Here is an 18,528-nt window from a genome sequence, read left to right on the forward strand (position 1 = left end):
GGCAACTCAGAGAAGGGAAATTAGCGCCAAATCTTAGAAAAATCAGACTGTCTTCGTAAAAATTAAATATGGGGATATTTTTGCGGCGCTCTTCAGGCTAATTTTGATTTAATCTGCGCTTCCTTAGGTATTGCGAACTCTTGAGCCAAAATGCCGCTGGCTTTTTTTAGGATGGGTTTGGATGTTAGTTTTGACATTGCATTCTTTAATAAGCGCCTTCTGTTTAAGGTGAAAAGTCAAAGGGAAGGCTCCTCGTTCGTTTTTACAATACTCTCCACAGACCCAACAGGATACTCTTGTGGCCCATGGTTTACTTGATGGGTCTTTATAAACCCGCTTTTAGCTAGCCCTAAGGCTAGGAAATACAGAGAATCAAGCAAGATCTGCTGCATTCACTAAAATAGAGGCTATGACTAAGATCCCAGAACTTCTCGCTCCAGCTGGTAGCCTTTCCATGCTACGTACCGCCTTTGATTTTGGCGCTGATGCCATTTATGCAGGTCAGCCACGTTATTCCCTGAGGGTACGCAATAACGACTTTGGCAAGATCGAAGTTCTAAAGCAAGGCATCGATACCGCCCATGAAATGGGTAAGAAGTTTTATTTGGTTTCTAACTTATTGCCCCATGGCGGTAAAACACGTACCTACATTAAAGATATGGACCCAGTCATTGCATTAAAGCCCGATGCTTTAATCATGTCCGATCCAGGTCTCATCATGATGGCACGTGAAGCATGGCCAGATATGCCAATTCATTTATCGGTACAAGCCAATACAGTGAATGGAGCATCTGCCAAGTTTTGGCGCTCTGTTGGTATCAGCCGCGTGATTTTGTCTCGTGAACTCTCCTTTGATGAAATCGAAGAAGTACGTCAAGATTGTCCAGAGATGGAGCTTGAAGTATTTGTTCACGGCGCCCTCTGTATCGCCTACTCTGGCCGTTGCTTACTATCAGGCTATATGTCTCATCGAGATTCCAATCAAGGCGCATGTACCAATGCATGCCGCTGGGATTACAAGGTCAAGCCTGGTCAACAAAACACCAGCGGTGATGTAGTTTTACTTCAAGAGGCTCGCCGTCCTGATGATTTAATGCCGATGGAAGAAGATGAGCATGGTACTTACATCATGAACTCCAAAGATCTGCGAGCCGTTGAGCACATCGAGCGCTTAACTAAGATGGGTGTTGATTCCTTCAAGATCGAAGGTCGCACTAAATCACCCTACTACGTTTCACGTACTGTGCAATCCTATAGAGCAGCAATTAATGATGCTGTAGCAGGTAAACCATTTAACACAGCTTTATTAGGCCAATTAGAGGGTTTAGCCAATCGTGGTTATACCGATGGCTTTTATGAGCGCCACCACGATAAGGAATATCAACTCTATATGCGTGGTCACTCCTTATCAGGACGTAGCTTGTATGTTGGAGAAACGCTGGAGATCGATGCGGCAACAGGTCGCGTCAAGGTAGACGTTAAGAATCGTTTTTCTGTTGGCGACAAAATCGAGATCATTGAACCAAACGGAAATACAGATATTGTTTTGTCAGAAATGTGGAATATGAATGGTGAATCCATTGATGTCGCGCCAGGATCAGGTCACTTCGTTTGGCTCAATATCCCGATGTCTAGCAAATATGCCTTTATTGCACGTTACACACAAGAGCTGGCACCAGCTGAAGTGGCAACGAGCTCTTGCTCTACTTGCGGCGATTAATTCCTACCCCTCTGATTAAAGATTTTCATGACTAATAGCGCTAAGAACGATACAAATAAACCTGGTTTGAAAATCAAACTCGAAGATGAAATGAGAAAAGCATTTGAGCTAACGCTTTACTTTGGCACTTGGTTCTGCGCTATTGCCTTCATAGCTGCAACCGCGCTTGAAGAGCGCCCTATTCCCTTGACCATCTTTGGTTTTGCGTTTATTAAAGCAGGTTTATCAGCAAAATTTATGCTGATTGCACAAGCCGCTTATCCAATCAAGGTAAATAAAAAAAATGGAATAGTTGGCTCTCTATTTGTTGAATCTATTGTTTACATTATTGTCATTATTGCGCTGAACTTTATTGAAGCCGGAGTCGATGGCCTGATACATGGAAAAGAATTTATCCCCTCCATGGCAGCCTTTGGAAGCGGTGATCCATTAAGAGTGCTTGCTATGTCAATTGTGTATTGGTTGATTGTTTGGCCTTACTTGATTTTTGTGGGATTCAATAAAGTTGTAGGAAATACTGAAACTCTTGCAGTCCTCTTTGGCTCCAAAAAATAATTGCTTTACTTGTATTACGTGAGAATTTTTTGGCTATGCCTGTTGGGATTTTTTTGCCAACAGGCTCAAGCCCAAGAGATCGAAGCTCGCGCCTATTCCAATGCACCCATTGGCATTAACTTTATTACGGGTGGTATTGCGCAAGCCAAAAGTGGCTCTAATACCCTCACTACTGAGGCGGCAAACCTAACTCGTATCATCGACGTCTTCGGACAGTCTGGCAGAATTAGTCTCTTAGTGCCCTTTGCCCAACTTTCAGGTGCTGGCAGTATTAGAGCCCAAAATATGAATGCATCCGCAGAAGGTCTATCGGATCCTGTTGTGAAAATCTCTGCCAATCTTTATGGTGCACCAGCACTCTCGCTGGAGGACTTTAAGAATTATCAGCAAGACTTAATTATTGGCACCAGTCTGGCTGCATCCATTCCTTGGGGTAAGTACAACAACGAGCAAATGCTCAACGTGGGGGCTAATCGCTCTCTTATTCAGCCCGCTATCGGAGCATCTCAAGCAGTCGGACCATGGCGTTTAGAGCTGGCAGGCATGGCCACGATCTACACCAGCAATACAAGCTTTCTGGGAAGCAATACGCTCTCACAAAACCCGATCTACTCTTCGGAAGCCCATGCGATCTATTACTTTCAGAATATGGCCTATATTTCTGCGGATGCTACTTACTTTATGGGCGGCCAGAAATATGTCAACGGAGCCGCAATCAGTAGTTCACAGGAAAATTGGCGTTTTGGCAGTACTTTTTCTTACCCTATCGATAAGCACAATTCGATCCGCCTCACTGGTAGTAAAGGTGTTTATTCCAACACCAATACTGACTACACCGCAATGGGGATCTCTTGGCAATACCGCTGGGGTGGCGGCTTATAGGTACATTGCCTTTTCCATCGCTACAATAAGGTCAAAAGAACACTTATAAGAGATTTGAGACATTCATGAGCAATAAACCAAAAGATCCCGCAGAGAGCGGTTTGCGCAAGGGCCTAACTAGCTATGGCGACAAAGGCTTCTCATTATTTTTACGCAAAGCCTTTATTAAGGGTGCTGGATATACCAATAGCGCTTTAGATCGCCCTGTAATTGGCATTATTAATACCGGTAGTGCCTATAACCCTTGCCATGGCAATATGCCTCAACTGCTCGAGGCAGTGAAGCGCGGTGTGATGTTGGCAGGTGGATTGCCAATGGAATTTCCAACAATTTCCATTCATGAGAGTTTTGCAGCACCCACTAGCATGTACTTGCGCAATCTGATGTCAATGGACACCGAAGAGATGGTACGCGCGCAGCCAATGGATGCAGTGGTCATGATTGGTGGTTGCGACAAAACTGTACCCGCACAAATGATGGGGGCTGCTTCTGCAGGCATTCCAGCCATTCAACTGATTACCGGCTCAATGCTCACCGGCTCACACCGTAGTGAACGTGTTGGCGCTTGTACAGACTGCCGCCGTTACTGGGGCAAGTTCCGTGCAGGCGAAATTGATGAAGTAGAAAAAGACGAGGTGAATGATCAACTGGTAGCCAGCGTTGGTACTTGTTCAGTTATGGGCACTGCAAGCACTATGGCATGCATCTCTGAAGCCTTGGGCATGACAGTTCCTGGCGGAGCAACTCCTCCAGCAGTTACCGCAGATCGCATCCGCGTAGCAGAAGAAACAGGTACGTGTGCCGTGAAGATGGCTAAAGAAGGTTTAACGATCGACAAAGTACTTACTGCTGACGCATTTGAAAATGCAATGCGTGTTCTCTTGGCCATTGGCGGATCAACCAATGGCATTGTTCACTTAGCTGCTATAGCAGGCCGAATGGGCTTAGAGATTGATCTAGACGCTCTTGATAAGATGGGCGATGAAACACCAGTGCTGGTTGATTTAAAACCATCCGGTGATCATTACATGGAAAACTTCCATGACGCCGGCGGCATGACCACCCTGCTTCGTGAGCTCAAACCTCTATTGAAGCTCGATGCAATGACAGTCTCAGGCCGAACCCTTGGTGAAGAAATTGATGTTGCTCCTCCAAGCTTTAAACAAGATGTAGTGCGCCCATTTAATAACCCGATTTATCCACGCGGCAGCATTGCAGTCTTGCACGGCAATCTAGCGCCTGGTGGCGCCATCATTAAACAATCTGCTGCCAATGAAAAGCTCATGGAGCATGAAGGTCGTGCTGTTGTCTTTGAAGATGCAGCCGATTTAGCCAATCGTATTGATAGTCCAGATTTGGATGTTGTGGCCGAGGACATTCTAGTTCTCAAAAATATTGGGCCTAAAGGTGCGCCCGGTATGCCGGAGGCTGGATACATCCCCATCCCAATGAAATTAGCCCGCACTGGCGTGAAAGATATCGTCCGCATTTCTGATGGACGCATGAGTGGTACTGCTTTTGGAACGATTGTGTTGCACGTCACTCCTGAATCTGCTATCGGTGGACCTTTAGCGCAGGTGCGTAACGGTGATCGCATTCGTTTGAGTGTAAAGAATCGTGAAATTAGCTTACTGATTTCGGATGAAGAACTCGCCAAGCGCATGAAAGACAACCCAATTACTTCACCGACTGCTGAACGCGGCTATAAGAAACTCTTTTTGGATACTGTTACTCAAGCCGATCAGGGCGTAGACTTTGACTTCTTAAGAGCAGCGAAGATGGTTGGCAAAACACCGCGCAAGTAAGTGATGCCTGCTTAAATATTTCTGAGCTCGCGACGCAGTATTTTTCCAACGTTGGATTTTGGTAACTCGTTTACGAAAATGACCTTTCTAGGCCTCTTGTAGCTCGTAAGATGCTCCCTGCAATACTGCAACACAGCTGCCTCGGTAATATGATGGTTTGAGCGCACAGCATAAACCTTCACTATCTCACCTAATTTGCGGTGAGGCTCGCCAATGACGGCGCACTCCTGAATTCCTGGCATTTGTACTATGACATCTTCTACGTCATTAGGGAAAACTTTAAATCCTGCCACCACAATCATATCTTTCTTGCGATCAACAATCTGAATATACCCTTCCGAGGTAATTAGACCAATATCGCCAGACTTAAAGTAGCCATCAGCAGTCATACAGTTTTGGCTTTCATCTGGCTTATTCCAATAGCCTGCCATGACTTGGGGACCCTTAATACAGATCTCACCTATCGCTCCTTGCGGTACAACCACTTCATCATCATCAAGAATCACCACATCCGTTCCCGGAATAGGTGAACCAATGTGGCCTGTAAAACGATCTTCCAGGGGACTGTTAACGCAAACTACGGGTGAAGTTTCGGAAAGGCCGTAGCCCTGAGCAATAGGTGAACCAGTCAGAGCCTGCCAATGATCTGCCGTCTTTTTATGTACAGCCATTCCTCCGCCTATAGTTACCAATAGATTAGGCAGTTTTACTGACTTAAATTCAGGGCGATGTATCAAAGCATGAAATAAAGTGTTTACGCCTGGAAAGATATTGATATTGGGATGCTTGATCAGCATTTTGATAAAACCGGTGATGTCCCTGGGATTGGGCACCAAGATCAGCAAACTACCTTTTGCAATTCCTAGCAAGGCACAAGCAGTCAGAGCAAATATGTGAGTCATTGGAAGTGCGCACAATAAAACCAATTGATCCGTATGCTGCTGCTTTAATCCGGGATTAAGCCATGCCTCTATCTGCATGACATTTGACAGAATGTTTCGATGCAGTAAAACTGCACCCTTTGAAACTCCAGTAGTTCCACCGGTGTATTGCAAAAAGGCAACATCATCTAGGCCTATAGAAGCTTTAACAAAAGGCCTATTGAATCCAATTCGTAGCGCGTCCTTCATTTTGATGTGCTTGAAATCCCAGGGCGCAACGATTTTTTTGATATGACGTGCAACCCAATTAATTACGTAGCCTTTCAGGCCAAGTAATTCCCCTGGACTGCTGACGATGACTGTCTTGATAGCCGCCTGAGGCAATATTTGCTCATAGGTAGATGCAAAATTTTCCATGAGAACCAAAACAGTAGCGCCACTATCTTGCAGTTGAGACTCTAGCTCACGAGATGTATAGAGTGGATTAATGTTTACTACTGTATATCCTGCTCGCAATGTACCGACCATGGCTACAAGATACTCAATAACATTGGGGTACATTAAAGCTACACGCGAACCCTTTTCTAGATTCAGGGTGGCTAGATAGGATGCGAAGTTTTTGGATAAGCAATTAATCTCATCATAAGTAAAGAAACTACCCATAGCCTCAATTGCTCTGCGACTAGCAAATCGCTCAAAACATTCATCCATAAAGTCACTTAGCGATGAGTGTCCTAAGGGCCCCAAGTCATGGGGAACCCCCTCAGGGTAGTGTTTTAACCAAGGCTTAGAGGAATTAACCATATATAGGTAGCTCGAGTTTCACTATCTTTTTATTCATATTCCGATTGAGAATTTTGCAGCATTCCCTCCAATCATTGTAAGGGATTAAAGATAGAATAGAAGCTAGACTGTAAGGGCCAATTATCTAAATTCAACGTCCACCTTTAGATGGGCAAGCAATTTTTCTTGAGTACTCAACCATATCAAAGAACCTCCTATTGATGCACTCAAAAAACAAAAAATATTTTATTGCGTATTTCCCCGCTTTCTTTTGCTTGATGATTGGAAATATTCATGCTCAGACTCCTGATCCTGCTGTTGGAGTCTGGAAAACAATTAGTGATAAAACCAATGCGCCATCTTCATTCATTAAGATTGAAGAAGTGAATGGGGCTCTTGAGGGAACAGTCATCAAAACTTTCCCTCAGCCAAATGAAACGCCATTAGTGTATTGCACGCTTTGTAAAGATACTCGCAAAGATAAACCCATCATTGGCATGAAGATCTTGTCCGAACTGAAGCGCTATAAACCAGGATACTGGTCGGATGGAAAAATCCTAGATCCGGAAGAAGGTGAAATCTATCAAGTGAAGATTGGAACAGAGGATGGAAAAAAAATGGAAGTGCGCGGATATATCGGCGTTCCATTACTGGGCCGCACGCAGGTTTGGTACAAAGTAGATCAGTAATTGATCAAGCTAGTTCCGTAGAATTTGCTGAAGCTTTTCCAAGAAAAGGTCTTGACCATCATGAACCTTTGCCTGCCAGTCCTTACCAGAACTTTCGTTGGCATCATCCGTAATGTATTTAAAACACTGCCAAGGTATGTTGTGCTCATGTGCAATTGCAGCAATGGCAAATAGCTCCATATCCACCACATCCACACCTTGGCTGTTTAACCAAGGATCAAATGCCGTGACAAAGCTATCACCAGATCCACATATAAATTGCCCAGAAGCAACATACTCTTGCGGTTTACTACAAAAAGGAGTGCTGCCGCGAGGTGCCAAGGGCTCAGCATCCATATCGCGCTGAATGACCTTGCCTATTTCTAGCAGGCCCTGCAACTCTGTTTTGAGTTTTCCTGCTGTACCAAAATTTAATATTTTCTTTGGTGAATATTGGTGAATTGCTTTGATGCTAGTCATGGTGGCATTAATTTTGCCAACTCCGGAATATACAATCTGCACGCCTTTAGGCAATGCCTCTCGCTTGAGCTCGGACTCTAATGCGGTAATAATGAGGAGTTCTGTTTTCATATTGGCTTGTGATGAATTTATTAGATTATCTACCCGGAGTTCCAGATTTTCCAAAACCAGGGGTTCTTTTTAGGGATATCTCCCCGTTACTAGCTAATCCAGCCGCATTTAAAGAAGCTATTCGTCAACTAGATGAAATTGCTCAGCAGTTTGATTACACCCATATTTTAGGCATTGAGTCCCGAGGCTTTATCTTTGGTTCCGCCCTAGCCCACCATGCACATAAAGGCTTGGCGCTAGCCAGAAAACCTAACAAACTGCCTTTAGCTAGCCATCGTGAGACCTACGGCCTGGAATATGGCAGTGACTGTTTAGAGATTCAACAATCTACCCTACCAAATAATGCCAAGGTTTTGTTGTTGGATGACGTGCTAGCAACTGGGGGAACGTTAGTTGCTGCCGATAAATTAATACGTAGTGCTGGATTTGCGGTGAGTGGCGCAATTACCTTACTGGAAATTACTTTCCTCAACGGCAGTGAACTCTTAAATCAATTTGGCATACGCCATCAATCTGCATTAAAAAGCTAGGTTAGCTTTTTAGCAGCCTTGATCACCTTCATGGCACCCCAACCTAATGCTAGAGCCTTACTTGCTAGTTTAGGTTTGTAATGCGCTAGTGCTGCAAAAGCGCTAGTCCATAAGAACGGATTACTCTTGAAGAAACTCACGGCATCAAGGCCTTTATCAGCCCAAGAGAGCGGCTTTTCCCAAGCCTCAAAATGTTCAGAAAACTCTTTACGCTCAAGACTTGCCCGAATCATGAGTTCGCGCTGACGACGCTCTAAAGCATTTAAATGCTCACTCATTTTGAAAGTACTTCACGATCTTTTGCCAACTCAGTGATAGAAGCCTCAAACAATTTAGGCATCTTACGCAGTGACTGGGAGATAAGCAAAGCCAGGATCAAGCCTACAGACAAAAAGGCTCCAGTCAATAAACTCAGGGCCAGCATTCGATCAGTCTCCCAGCTATAGATCACAATAAGCAATGCCAACATAACTAAACCAAAAAATAAAAAGAATAAAGCGCTAATAATCATTACTAGCAGGCTGATGAATTTGCTTCTAGCAATTTGTACGTCAAGCGATAAGAGTTCCAGACGCGTTTGGGCTATTGACGCTCCAGTGGAAACCAAGCCTTTGATAGAGGAAAGTAAATTTTCTTGGGGCATATGGATCTAGCGACGCCCAATAAACAAGCCAATCAACAAACCTAAACCAGCTGCAACACCAACTGCCTCCCAAGGATTGCGATGAACAAAATCATCTGCGCCTTCAGCAGCTACCTTTGCTTTATCAAGAAGTTTGCCCTCGACACCCGAGAGGCTTTCTTTCGCGCCAGCAAGAGTCTCTAATGCTTTATTACGAATGGATGCAATGGCAGCACCTGGATGATCTTCCGTTGCTTTAATCAAAGCCTCGGCATCGGCCATCAAGGCTTTGAATTCACCAATCAGGCTTTCAGCACCGACTGGCTTGTCATCATGTAAATCTGAATGGTTTAGTTTCTTTGCAGTCATATCAATGTAATCCTATTAGATTAGGCATAAATCACCCGTAATCCTATTCTAAGCACTTCTAGCTTGATAACCCAGCAATAAAACTGTCATACCAGCATTACCCTCTTTGAAACGCTTGAGATATTGCTTTAAGCCAGGGCGTCGCCTTAATAAAGCGTGATAGGCCTCACTTCCATAGGCAACATCCTCGCCAAAATGATATTCATCCACCCGGTCAGAGTAGCGGTTATTTTCTAGCGCATCGTGAATAGCCCATTTGATTCGACCCCCCTCACCACTAGACCCGTAGCCATGAATCAGCACAATGGCTTTAATACCTACCTCTAAAGACTTTCGGAGGTAGTCAGTTAGACGATCCAAGGCCTCTTCAACATATGGGCCGTCTTGCTTAATATTGAGCTCAATCGTATCTGAACTCAGGATGGGTAAGTTTTCAGAGCCGCAATGCGGACATTGATTAAACAATCCCCGCATGTTCCCACAGTCAGGACATTCAGCGTTCTGCATCAATTAAATTTCAGACTGAACTCCTTAAGAACAGTACTTGCCTTCTAAGCTTCTAACATCTACCGACTTATCGTCAACCATGAGATTTAGAGTCTTTTGCGCAAGATCGCGATTCTCTGGGGTCTTCAGGCTTGCATTAATCAATGTGGATACATCCTTACGAATTGAAGTGTTGCCGTAACGCAAGCCTTTTAAGGTAGATACCGCCTCGGCAGATATCTTGCACTGCTGATTTACTAACTCAGAAGAATCTGACGGTGGTGTATTCGCATACGCGAACGCAGCAACAGAGATCGATACGGCTGCTAATAGAGTCTTTTTCATCTTAATTCCTTATTTTGTGACCACACGTTGGGCAACATCCCACTTCTTTCGCCTTTGTCTTTCTAAGGGCGGCATACACACTGGATTCTGAAATTTGCATCTTTCTGGCTGCTTGAGCAGCAGTCATGCCCTTCCCTACCCATTCCAAGGCTTGATGTGTTTTTGGTATCTGTTTCTTCATTTCATCTCCCAGTTCTATGACTATATCACAAATTGTGAAGTTGTGAAGTTGTGAAGTTTAATAATTGACTAGTGAGATACCCTAATAACAAGCCCAGGAATTAAGCGCTCGTATTGCCAATAAGGTAGCTAAGATATTTTCTTAAAAACGGCCTGGGGTGTGGCTCATGCTTGCGCCTTTTTAGCCCCCGATGCCGCCGGCTCCGTGACTGGCAGCGAGCTGGCGGTTAATGGTGGCCTAACTGGGAAATGCGTCTAAATCTAAGATTTGGAGCCCCAAGCTAAGGAATAGTATGATTTGATGATTCTTAGGGAGTTTTATATGCATCGCATCATCTATCGTATTGTTTTATTGCTAGCAATTAGCACTGGTCTTCTTGCCTGCAACCAGAATGATAAAAAAATTAGTGGTTGGGAAATCAATGATGTCTATCACTCGACCATCATTACTCCGAATGCAGCAACTGGTGGAAAAACCTATCAAGGCCCTCCTATCAACACAATGGATGAGGCCAATACTTATGAGATGTTTAGCCTCAAATCTGAACAAACTACTCAAGGCGCAAAGACTTATGAGCTCAATGCCCAATTGACTTATTTTTCTCAATGGCGTTATTACGATTCAGCAACTCAAGAAGGCACTCCTGCGACAACATTTAAAGTAGTTGGCAGAGAAGCTGGTGCATGTGGCGATAGAGGCTGCATCTTTAGAGAAGTAGTCTCCATTCAATTGACTGAAGCATTCCTTAAAGACAAAATGAAGAAGGGTTTCATCATCACCCTATCCGCCAAGAATGGCATGAAGACTGAACTCTATGTGCCACCGCAATACATCCAAGGCTACATGCAGGCGGTGAATGGATTTAATTGAGTATGTAATTAGTGCACCAGAAACTGATAAAGGGGCCTTATGCCCCTTTATTTTTATGCACTTGGAGGAGCTTAATTCCGTTAGGACTATTTGAACATTGGACCTACGTCTGAGAAGCTGGAAAAATCAGTTAAAGCAATAACTTAGGACATGGTTTAAGCCCTACATAATCGGGTGCTTAGTGGGCACTAAGGGTAATTTGATTGAGCGAAATTCAATCGTGTCAATATGGCTTTCGCAGATATAAATTCCGTCAAACCAACACTAAATAGTGTTGTGTTACAGGACGATCATGAAGCTTCTAGGGTCTCAATAAATAACGCCAAGGAGCTTCAATGATCTTTAAGAAATCAATCTTAGGGTCTTTTTTCCAACAAATAGGATGCCAAGTCAGTATTGCCTGCAAGGTGTAAAAGAAAGCGATAGGCAATATAGGGCAAGACAATCAGCCAATACAAACATGTAAGCGCCAAAATATGAGCGATGTCCCCATCACAAAAATTTAGCATGGATTCAACAAATCCCTGATGCTTAAAAAAACCTTCTGTTCCCGCGGCTGAATAGCGCAGTAGAAGAGCAACGATGGATCCGAGGGTTGTTCGAACTAAGATTGCTAAATAAATAGTGAATTTCACACTAGGCTTGAATATCACTCCAACAGGAACAATCATTTCCACAGTGAGCATGATTTTAGCCATTACCAAGGCCTGAATCACGGCAAACCCATAGGACTCAATTCCCTTTTCCGGCATATGAACAGCAGCTTGATTGTAAAAAGTAATCGCACAAAACCAGAGTGATAGGTAGGTAGCAACTATCGGAAGCTCCTTTAACGTCTCCTTCATACGTCCTAAAAAACTAAATTTCATATAAGATCCGTTCAAAATAGGGAACTACATAACCAAATCTACTAAAAATAATTTTTTTAATAGTGCCTTATTATTATAATAATATCAATTCTTCGAGCCTGTGAAGCCCCACCTTAAACATCATGCAGATGTATCAATTCAAAGCACTACTGTCTATCCTGATGTTGTGTAACTTCCAACCTGCACTTGCTCAAGATACAAATTCATTTCTCGACGCACTCACCCCAGGAAAAGAAAGGCTCATTTCCAGTGAACGGCAATTACAAGCTCAAGATAATGTTGCCTCCGTTCCAATTTATTTCAACTTTGATCAAAAAGTAGGCCTCGGTCATCAAGGCTCAACTCAATACACCCAAATAGAACCTTGGCTTCCCTATCGCATTAATTCTGACTACAGCTATGTAGTGCATCCCCAGATCACCTATCAATCATTCAACAATTTCGATGGTTACTCTAGCTCAGGATTTAAACCAGTCATTATTGAAAGTTTTTTTACTGAATCCAATGTGTCTAGACTAAAGAGCTCGTTTGGTTTTGGTCCAATGGTGCAGATCGGCACTAACATGCCTGCAATGTATGGCAGCTCACAGAATGCTGTGGGATATAGCATGGGCGCCATTCATCGAAGTGAGGATTGGATTGTTGGTGCTTATGCATATCAATCCTTTGGGGTTGGAGCAATGCCGCTAAACGGTCCTAGCGCCAATAATGTTGCATTTCAACCTTTTATCACCTATATCACTAAAAGATATGGGAACATTACTCTTGATTGTGAATCAGTCACGAATATTAATACCGGTGCTCATGCTTATCCAATCAATTTAATGGGCAGCAAATTGATTGAAGTGGGTGACCTACCTTTGCTATTTACAATTGGTGCTCGGTATTATTCTGTCAATACCAACCAAGGTGGAGCGCAAGGTTGGGGTGGGCGCATCGGTCTCACATATGCCTTTTCACATTAATACCTTTGAAAGTAACCTTATGACATCAAATCAAACCCTCTACTTCAACGGCAATATTTTGACTATGGCCGGCGATCAACCTGAGTATGTCGAAGCAGTGTTGGTGGCAGATGGAAAAATTACTTTCACTGGTAATAAACAAGAGGCAATTACTTTGGCGAGCCCAGATGTCAAGATGCATAACTTACAAGGACATACCTTAACGCCAGGATTTATTGACACTTGGGGGCACTTTGGTTTATTTGCTCAACAGACATTAAGTTTAAATGTTGGTTACTTTGCTAACAATCCTCCACGTAGTAGACCCGAGTTGATTGAACAACTGAAAAAGGATGGCAAGCTTCTCAATGGATGGCTCATCGCGGCTGAATATATGGATGGCTTGATGAACGATGGGTCACTAACCATTGCTGATTTAGATGCTGCTTTTCCAGATACGCCGGTACTTGTTCAAAATATTTCTACACTTGCGGGCTTATTTAATACAGCAGGCCTTAAAAAACTAGGCATTACTGCAGATACTAAAGTTGAGTCTGGCGCGATCGTAGTAGATCCCAATACTCATCAAATGACAGGCATCATAATTGGTCTGCCCTATCTCAACGCAGTTGCGGCGGCTTATGGCCAATTTTCTCAGGATCTTACTTTTAAGACCTATCAAAGCGCAGAGAAAATTTATGCTTCCTATGGCACTACGACTGCCCAGCACTACCAAGCCAGTCCCGAAGACATTCAATTGATGCGTCTCGCATCTGATAGCGGCATTATTTCAATTGATTTAATCGCCCTCCCTATGAGCGATACGGTAGACGCCCTACTAAAAGGAAATCCTAACTATTCCTTTGGCGTCTACAGCAACGTTGATCGAGGTTTTAAGGTTGCAGGCATATTGATGTCAACAGATGGAGGGCCGCAGCTCAAGCTTGCTTATCTCTCCAAACCCTATAGTGATACCACAGGCTTCCCGGATGGCTGGCGGGGTATGGCTTACTATACTCAAGAGCAGGTTGATCACTACACTAAGCTCGCCTACGAAAAAAATATTCCATTCTTTTGCTACAGCAATGGTGATGCGGGCATTGATATGGCCATAGCTGCCATTAAAAAAGCAATTGCTGAAACTGGGATTACGGAAGATCGCCGCACGACCATCTCCCATTCATTTTTTGCACGAGAAGATCAGCTTGATGACTACAAGGCCAATCATATTATTGCCATCTCTCTATCCAATCACATATGGCTGTATGGAGATATCTATTTAGATATCGTAGGTGAGGAACGTGCCGATCATTTTTCCCCCATGGTGACAGCACATAACAAAGGAATAGTAGTGGGAATCCACAATGACGTTCCCTCTTCTGGGCCGGATTGCTTATTTACTATTTGGAGTGCAGTCAATCGCAAAACAATGTCTGGAAAAACATTGGGTACCAAAGAAAAGATGGATCCTTACCTAGCTTTGCAGGCATTCACAAGCAATGCTGCCTATGTATATCGCGAAGAGAGTGCGAAGGGTAAGATCCTGCCTGGCATGTTGGCAGATTTGGTAGAGTTAGATCAGAATCCTTTAACGATTGATCCAGATGCAATCAAAGATATCAAGGTGGTCAACACCATCAAAAATGGCAAAGTGATTTACTCAAGGAATACTGTGTAGGCGCAAGCAGCCACTTAACAACTAAGTTTTACAGTTTATTCATTTAATCCATTAGGTCTGTCGGTATAAAAACAACTCCTTTCAATTCTTTGGTCACGAGTTCGAATCCTGCCAAACTTATAAGATATACAAAAGCTTCCTTGGGAGGCTTTTTCTTTTGACGCAATTCATGGCATCATTTGAAAATGACTAGCAAATTGTATGAATTATTTCTGCAGAGAAACCCGAGCCCTCAGGAGCGGCTTGATTTAGGTAAATCTATTCGTAAGCAGGTAAATCGATCCTTGATTGGTGACTTTACTGTCGATACAACACGCTACTCCCACATTAACATTTTGCTTGAGCAGGCTAAATCGCGAATTCCTGAATATATTCCTATCCGCCATGCTCGAATGGCTGTTAACCCATTTGCTTTTTTTAGAGGCGGTGCTGCAATTATGGCTAATGACTTAGCTGGCACCCAAAGCCCCCCAATTACCGTTCAATTATGTGGGGATATGCACGTCAGTAACTTTGGATTCTTTTCAACAACTGAGCATCAGCTGGTATTTGGAATCAATGATTTTGATGAAACGCTTCCAGGGAATTTTGACTGGGATTTAAAACGTCTAACAGCAAGCGCAATGATAGCCTCTCAACTCCTAGGCCAAGATCAGGCCTACGGAGAAATGATTGTTAGAAATATTACAAGCACCTATCGTCATTTTCTCCATCAATATGTTGCTATTCCATATATAGATCTTAAGCGAACATTTATTGATGAAAACGCGTTGATAAGATCCGTAGCAAAGCATGCAAATAAAGCTAGCAAACAATATTTAAAAATACTTTTAGATAAAGCACGAAAAAATAGTGGACAAGGTGTTATAGGAAAATTGACTGAAGTTACCCCCGATGGAATTCGACTCGTCAACAAACCTCCATTAATTGAGCACCTAAAACATTCATTCAATGGAGGAAAAATATCTGATTTGAATGATGAAGGTTTGAATTCTTATATAAAGTCTTTATCACCAGATCGCAAGACTTTATTGCTCCGATATAAATGGATCGATTGGGCGCGCAAAATAGTCGGCGTTGGGAGTGTAGGAACCTCCTGTTGGATTATGTATTTTGAGGGTAACAATACAAATGACCCACTTTTTCTGCAAACCAAGCAAGCTCAAAAATCTGTTTTAGATCCCTTTTTTCCGGACACGAAATTTCCTTCTGAAGGCGAGCGTGTAGTTTCTGGACAATCTTTAATTCAGGGGGCACCAGACCTTTTTTTAGGTTTCGGAACAACATCTGAAGTAGATTTTTATATTAGGCAACTCCGTGACATGAAGGGTGGCATATCTGTTGGAGGAGATGGCATAAATGCTAAAGTTTTCCCTGATTTTGCAAAACTCTTTGGATGGGCATTAGCTAACGCACATGCTCGCTCTGGAGATGCAGCAGTTCTTGCTGGCTACTGTGGCAAAGGGACGATACTAGATGATGCTCTCGTGAAATTCTCAATTGCCTATAGCAAGCAAAATGAGGCGGACTACGCTACATTTTTAAAGGCAATCAAATCAGGTGAAATTTCATGCGCTAAGGAAAACTTCTAAGAACTGGCCATTAAAAATATTCTAAGGTCTTGAGAGACTTTTCGGCTGATGTTAATAAAGACTCTATTATGAGCTCAATGCCCAATTGACTTATTTTTCTCAATGGCGTTATTACGATTCAGCAACTCAAGAAGGCACTCCTGCGACAACATTTAAAGTAGTTGGCAGAGAAGCTGGTGCATGTGGCGATAGAGGCTGCATCTTTAGAGAAGTAGTCTCCATTCAATTGACTGAAGCATTCCTTAAAGACAAAATGAAGAAGGGTTTCATCATCACCCTATCCGCCAAGAATGGCATGAAGACTGAACTCTATGTGCCGCCACAATATATCCAAGGCTACATGCAGGCGGTGAATGGATTTAATTGAGCATGTAGTCAGTACATCAGAAATTATCAAAGGGGCCGTGGGCCCCTTTGTTTTTAGTGCTTAGCGGAACTTACTTCGGCAATACCTGCTAACGGGCCAAATCTGCCACTTTATCAATTGAGAGTCATTCTTAACTGTATGATAAGATGAGAACGATTCTCATTAATAATATTTAGCATTTAATATGTTTTTATCAATTAACTTTAGGCATATAGGCGCGATCGGCCTAGTTGGCACCCTTTTTATGGTGGGTATGCCTTTGCCTGTAAATGCCGAATCCCCCGTAAGTGATGCTCCTTTGATCTTGGCTGAGTCACCTGTTGGCGACTCCCCTAAAGTTGATAGCTCAGTTTATGTAGAAGGCGAAACTGAGCAATGGAGTATTCATGGGCAATCCACATATATTGTTCAGCAAAAAAACAACTTTAACTCCCCATACTATGGACAAAATAGTCTTTTAAACAAATCCGAAGGCGGTGGTGGGAAAAGTTACACCTTAAGTGCTACAGCTTTTTTAGGCGCGAGACTGTGGGAAGGCGCTGAAGTCTACTGGAACCCAGAGATGTTCGAAGGAACACCTTTTAATGGGCAACTTGTTGGTCTTGGTGGATTCCAAAATGGTGAATTACAAAAAGGATCCTATGCTCCCCCAATCTACTACACGGCTCGTGCGTTTATTCGTCAGACATTTGGCCTAGGTGGAGGCAAAGAGCATATTGCAGGTGGGGCCAATCAGCTTTCTGGAAATCTAGATAAAAATAGAATCGTGCTTACCTACGGTAAGTTCGCCACATTAGATTTTTTTGATCAAAATAGTTATAGCCATGACCCTCGTACACAGTTTCAGAACTTTGCACTTTTCTCGATGGGCGCTTACGGGTATGCGGCAGATAGTAAGGGCTATACCTATGGCGTGGTCGCAGAATGGTATCAAGATGATTGGATCTTAAAGGCGGCAAGACTCGCCATGCCAACGATTCCAAATACAGCACAGCTTGATTACAGCATGAGTCAAGACTATGGCAATCAAATTGAATTAACGCATGAACACGAGCTCTGGGGAAAGCCGGGCGCAGTAAGGGCTCTGTATTACCAACAACATGCCTATATGGGCAACTATCAAAATGCGATTAACCAAGCACAACAAACCAACAGCACTCCGGATATAACCGGTGTTCGCAAAGCAGCACAGAGTTCATGGGGCTATGGATTCAATATTGAACAGGCCATTAATGAAGATGTTGGATTATTTGGTCGATGGAGCTGGAATCCAGGCACAACCGAAGCGCAGACTGTAGATATCAGTAGATCACTATCAGGTGGTGTAAGCATTAAAGGTTCCAGCTGGTCACGTCCCAAAGATACTGTGGGCATAGGTTACGCTGTCAATGGAATCTCTTCATCGCAAATTGCCTACTTACAACAAGGTGGCATGGCAGCATTTATTGGGGATGGTGCGCTTAGCTATAAGAAAGAGCAAATATTTGAAACTTTTTATAGCGCAAAAGTTTATAAAGAGTTATTCATTTCGGCTGACTACCAGCGCATTGCCAATCCAGCCTATAACTCTGCCCGAGGTCCAGTAAACTTCTTTGGCCTAAGAGCACATATAGAGATGTAATGACTTGATGGGTTTAAGCTTATCCATTGAGTTACTCTTATGGACCTTGGATTCAACCGGTCAACGCAACAGATTGGGCAAAACGTTCTGCCGGTGTTTGATAGTTTAGTGTCTTTCTAGGGCGCTCATTCAGTTTCCTAGCTATGGCATTAAGCTTAGCCTGTGAGTA

The 18,528-nt window shown here is 43.3% G+C and carries 21 protein-coding genes and 2 pseudogenes; 13 read left to right on the forward strand and 10 right to left on the reverse strand.

The window, feature by feature from the left end; translation table 11 throughout:
- The first annotated feature begins 409 nt into the window (after window positions 1-409).
- From ICN48_RS13200 to ICN48_RS13215, 4 genes are all read left to right on the forward strand, one after another.
- The gene (locus tag ICN48_RS13200) at window positions 410-1,720 is read left to right on the forward strand and encodes a U32 family peptidase (RefSeq protein WP_216154145.1); all 1,311 of its coding nucleotides are present in this window, start codon (window positions 410-412) and stop codon (window positions 1,718-1,720) included.
- A 27-nt stretch (window positions 1,721-1,747) separates the two neighbouring features.
- Window positions 1,748-2,275, forward strand: coding sequence for a hypothetical protein (locus ICN48_RS13205; RefSeq protein WP_216154146.1), 528 nt, complete (start codon window positions 1,748-1,750; stop codon window positions 2,273-2,275).
- A gap of 18 nt (window positions 2,276-2,293) precedes the next feature.
- Complete coding sequence (locus tag ICN48_RS13210; RefSeq protein ID WP_370624235.1) at window positions 2,294-3,157, forward strand: transporter; 864 nt, start codon at window positions 2,294-2,296, stop codon at window positions 3,155-3,157.
- 65 nt (window positions 3,158-3,222) lie between these two features.
- Complete coding sequence (locus ICN48_RS13215) at window positions 3,223-4,962, forward strand: IlvD/Edd family dehydratase (RefSeq protein ID WP_216154148.1); 1,740 nt, start codon at window positions 3,223-3,225, stop codon at window positions 4,960-4,962.
- Between the two features lie 11 nt (window positions 4,963-4,973).
- Here the strand turns inward: ICN48_RS13215 and ICN48_RS13220 are convergent, their stop codons facing one another.
- Window positions 4,974-6,647, reverse strand: a complete 1,674-nt coding sequence (locus ICN48_RS13220) for an AMP-binding protein (protein ID WP_216154149.1) — start codon at window positions 6,645-6,647, stop codon at window positions 4,974-4,976.
- Between the two features lie 200 nt (window positions 6,648-6,847).
- Between ICN48_RS13220 and ICN48_RS13225 the strand changes: the two genes are divergently transcribed.
- Window positions 6,848-7,315, forward strand: a complete 468-nt coding sequence (locus ICN48_RS13225; RefSeq protein ID WP_216154150.1) for a DUF2147 domain-containing protein — start codon at window positions 6,848-6,850, stop codon at window positions 7,313-7,315.
- A gap of 9 nt (window positions 7,316-7,324) precedes the next feature.
- On the opposite strand, the gene ICN48_RS13230 is transcribed toward ICN48_RS13225, so the two are convergent.
- Window positions 7,325-7,885, reverse strand: a complete 561-nt coding sequence (locus ICN48_RS13230) for a 5'-methylthioadenosine nucleosidase (protein WP_216154151.1) — start codon at window positions 7,883-7,885, stop codon at window positions 7,325-7,327.
- Window positions 7,886-7,896: 11 nt separating this feature from the next.
- Between ICN48_RS13230 and ICN48_RS13235 the strand changes: the two genes are divergently transcribed.
- Entirely contained in the window at window positions 7,897-8,415 is a 519-nt protein-coding gene (locus ICN48_RS13235) for an adenine phosphoribosyltransferase (RefSeq protein ID WP_216154152.1), read from the forward strand.
- Here ICN48_RS13235 and ICN48_RS13240 read toward each other — a convergent pair.
- The 6 genes from ICN48_RS13240 to ICN48_RS13265 are packed head-to-tail and all read right to left on the reverse strand — an operon-like array spanning window position 8,412 to window position 10,418.
- Entirely contained in the window at window positions 8,412-8,693 is a 282-nt protein-coding gene (locus ICN48_RS13240) for a YqjK-like family protein (protein WP_216154153.1), read from the reverse strand. The two genes, ICN48_RS13235 and ICN48_RS13240, sit on opposite strands and share 4 nt — an antisense overlap.
- The gene (locus ICN48_RS13245) at window positions 8,690-9,058 is read right to left on the reverse strand and encodes a phage holin family protein (protein WP_216154154.1); all 369 of its coding nucleotides are present in this window, start codon (window positions 9,056-9,058) and stop codon (window positions 8,690-8,692) included. Before ICN48_RS13245 ends, ICN48_RS13240 begins: the two co-directional genes overlap by 4 nt.
- Before the next feature lie 6 nt (window positions 9,059-9,064).
- Window positions 9,065-9,406, reverse strand: coding sequence for a YqjD family protein (locus ICN48_RS13250; protein WP_216154155.1), 342 nt, complete (start codon window positions 9,404-9,406; stop codon window positions 9,065-9,067).
- A 48-nt stretch (window positions 9,407-9,454) separates the two neighbouring features.
- A complete protein-coding gene (locus ICN48_RS13255) occupies window positions 9,455-9,880 on the reverse strand; it encodes a Smr/MutS family protein (protein WP_255539578.1) in 426 nt (141 codons plus the stop codon).
- A gap of 57 nt (window positions 9,881-9,937) precedes the next feature.
- Entirely contained in the window at window positions 9,938-10,237 is a 300-nt protein-coding gene (locus tag ICN48_RS13260; protein WP_216154157.1) for a hypothetical protein, read from the reverse strand.
- A gap of 1 nt (window position 10,238) precedes the next feature.
- Complete coding sequence (locus tag ICN48_RS13265) at window positions 10,239-10,418, reverse strand: hypothetical protein (RefSeq protein ID WP_216154158.1); 180 nt, start codon at window positions 10,416-10,418, stop codon at window positions 10,239-10,241.
- A 147-nt stretch (window positions 10,419-10,565) separates the two neighbouring features.
- Between ICN48_RS13265 and ICN48_RS14005 the strand changes: the two are divergent.
- Window positions 10,566-10,676: pseudogene (locus tag ICN48_RS14005) on the forward strand (3-oxoacyl-ACP reductase); the annotation flags it as partial.
- A gap of 63 nt (window positions 10,677-10,739) precedes the next feature.
- Window positions 10,740-11,288, forward strand: a complete 549-nt coding sequence (locus ICN48_RS13270; protein ID WP_216154159.1) for a hypothetical protein — start codon at window positions 10,740-10,742, stop codon at window positions 11,286-11,288.
- Window positions 11,289-11,644: 356 nt separating this feature from the next.
- On the opposite strand, the gene ICN48_RS13275 is transcribed toward ICN48_RS13270, so the two are convergent.
- Entirely contained in the window at window positions 11,645-12,157 is a 513-nt protein-coding gene (locus ICN48_RS13275; protein ID WP_216154160.1) for a hypothetical protein, read from the reverse strand.
- Window positions 12,158-12,279: 122 nt separating this feature from the next.
- Here ICN48_RS13275 and ICN48_RS13280 point away from each other — a divergent pair, with 122 nt between their 5' ends.
- From ICN48_RS13280 to ICN48_RS13300, 5 genes are all read left to right on the forward strand, one after another.
- Complete coding sequence (locus tag ICN48_RS13280; protein ID WP_216154161.1) at window positions 12,280-13,122, forward strand: hypothetical protein; 843 nt, start codon at window positions 12,280-12,282, stop codon at window positions 13,120-13,122.
- Between the two features lie 19 nt (window positions 13,123-13,141).
- The gene (locus ICN48_RS13285; RefSeq protein WP_216154162.1) at window positions 13,142-14,779 is read left to right on the forward strand and encodes an amidohydrolase; all 1,638 of its coding nucleotides are present in this window, start codon (window positions 13,142-13,144) and stop codon (window positions 14,777-14,779) included.
- A 185-nt stretch (window positions 14,780-14,964) separates the two neighbouring features.
- Window positions 14,965-16,371 (forward strand): DUF2252 domain-containing protein, encoded by a 1,407-nt coding sequence (locus ICN48_RS13290; RefSeq protein WP_216154163.1) that lies wholly within the window; start codon window positions 14,965-14,967, stop codon window positions 16,369-16,371.
- An 85-nt stretch (window positions 16,372-16,456) separates the two neighbouring features.
- Window positions 16,457-16,738: a hypothetical protein gene (locus ICN48_RS13295; protein ID WP_216154164.1), complete on the forward strand. Its 282-nt coding sequence runs from the start codon at window positions 16,457-16,459 to the stop codon at window positions 16,736-16,738.
- Between the two features lie 184 nt (window positions 16,739-16,922).
- Window positions 16,923-18,359, forward strand: coding sequence for a carbohydrate porin (locus tag ICN48_RS13300; protein WP_255539579.1), 1,437 nt, complete (start codon window positions 16,923-16,925; stop codon window positions 18,357-18,359).
- A gap of 52 nt (window positions 18,360-18,411) precedes the next feature.
- Here the strand turns inward: ICN48_RS13300 and ICN48_RS13305 are convergent.
- Window positions 18,412-18,528, reverse strand: a pseudogene (locus ICN48_RS13305) (IS30 family transposase); the annotation flags it as partial.

Origin of the sequence: Polynucleobacter sp. JS-Safj-400b-B2 (genome assembly GCF_018881975.1) — a bacterium.
GTDB lineage: Bacteria > Pseudomonadota > Gammaproteobacteria > Burkholderiales > Burkholderiaceae > Polynucleobacter.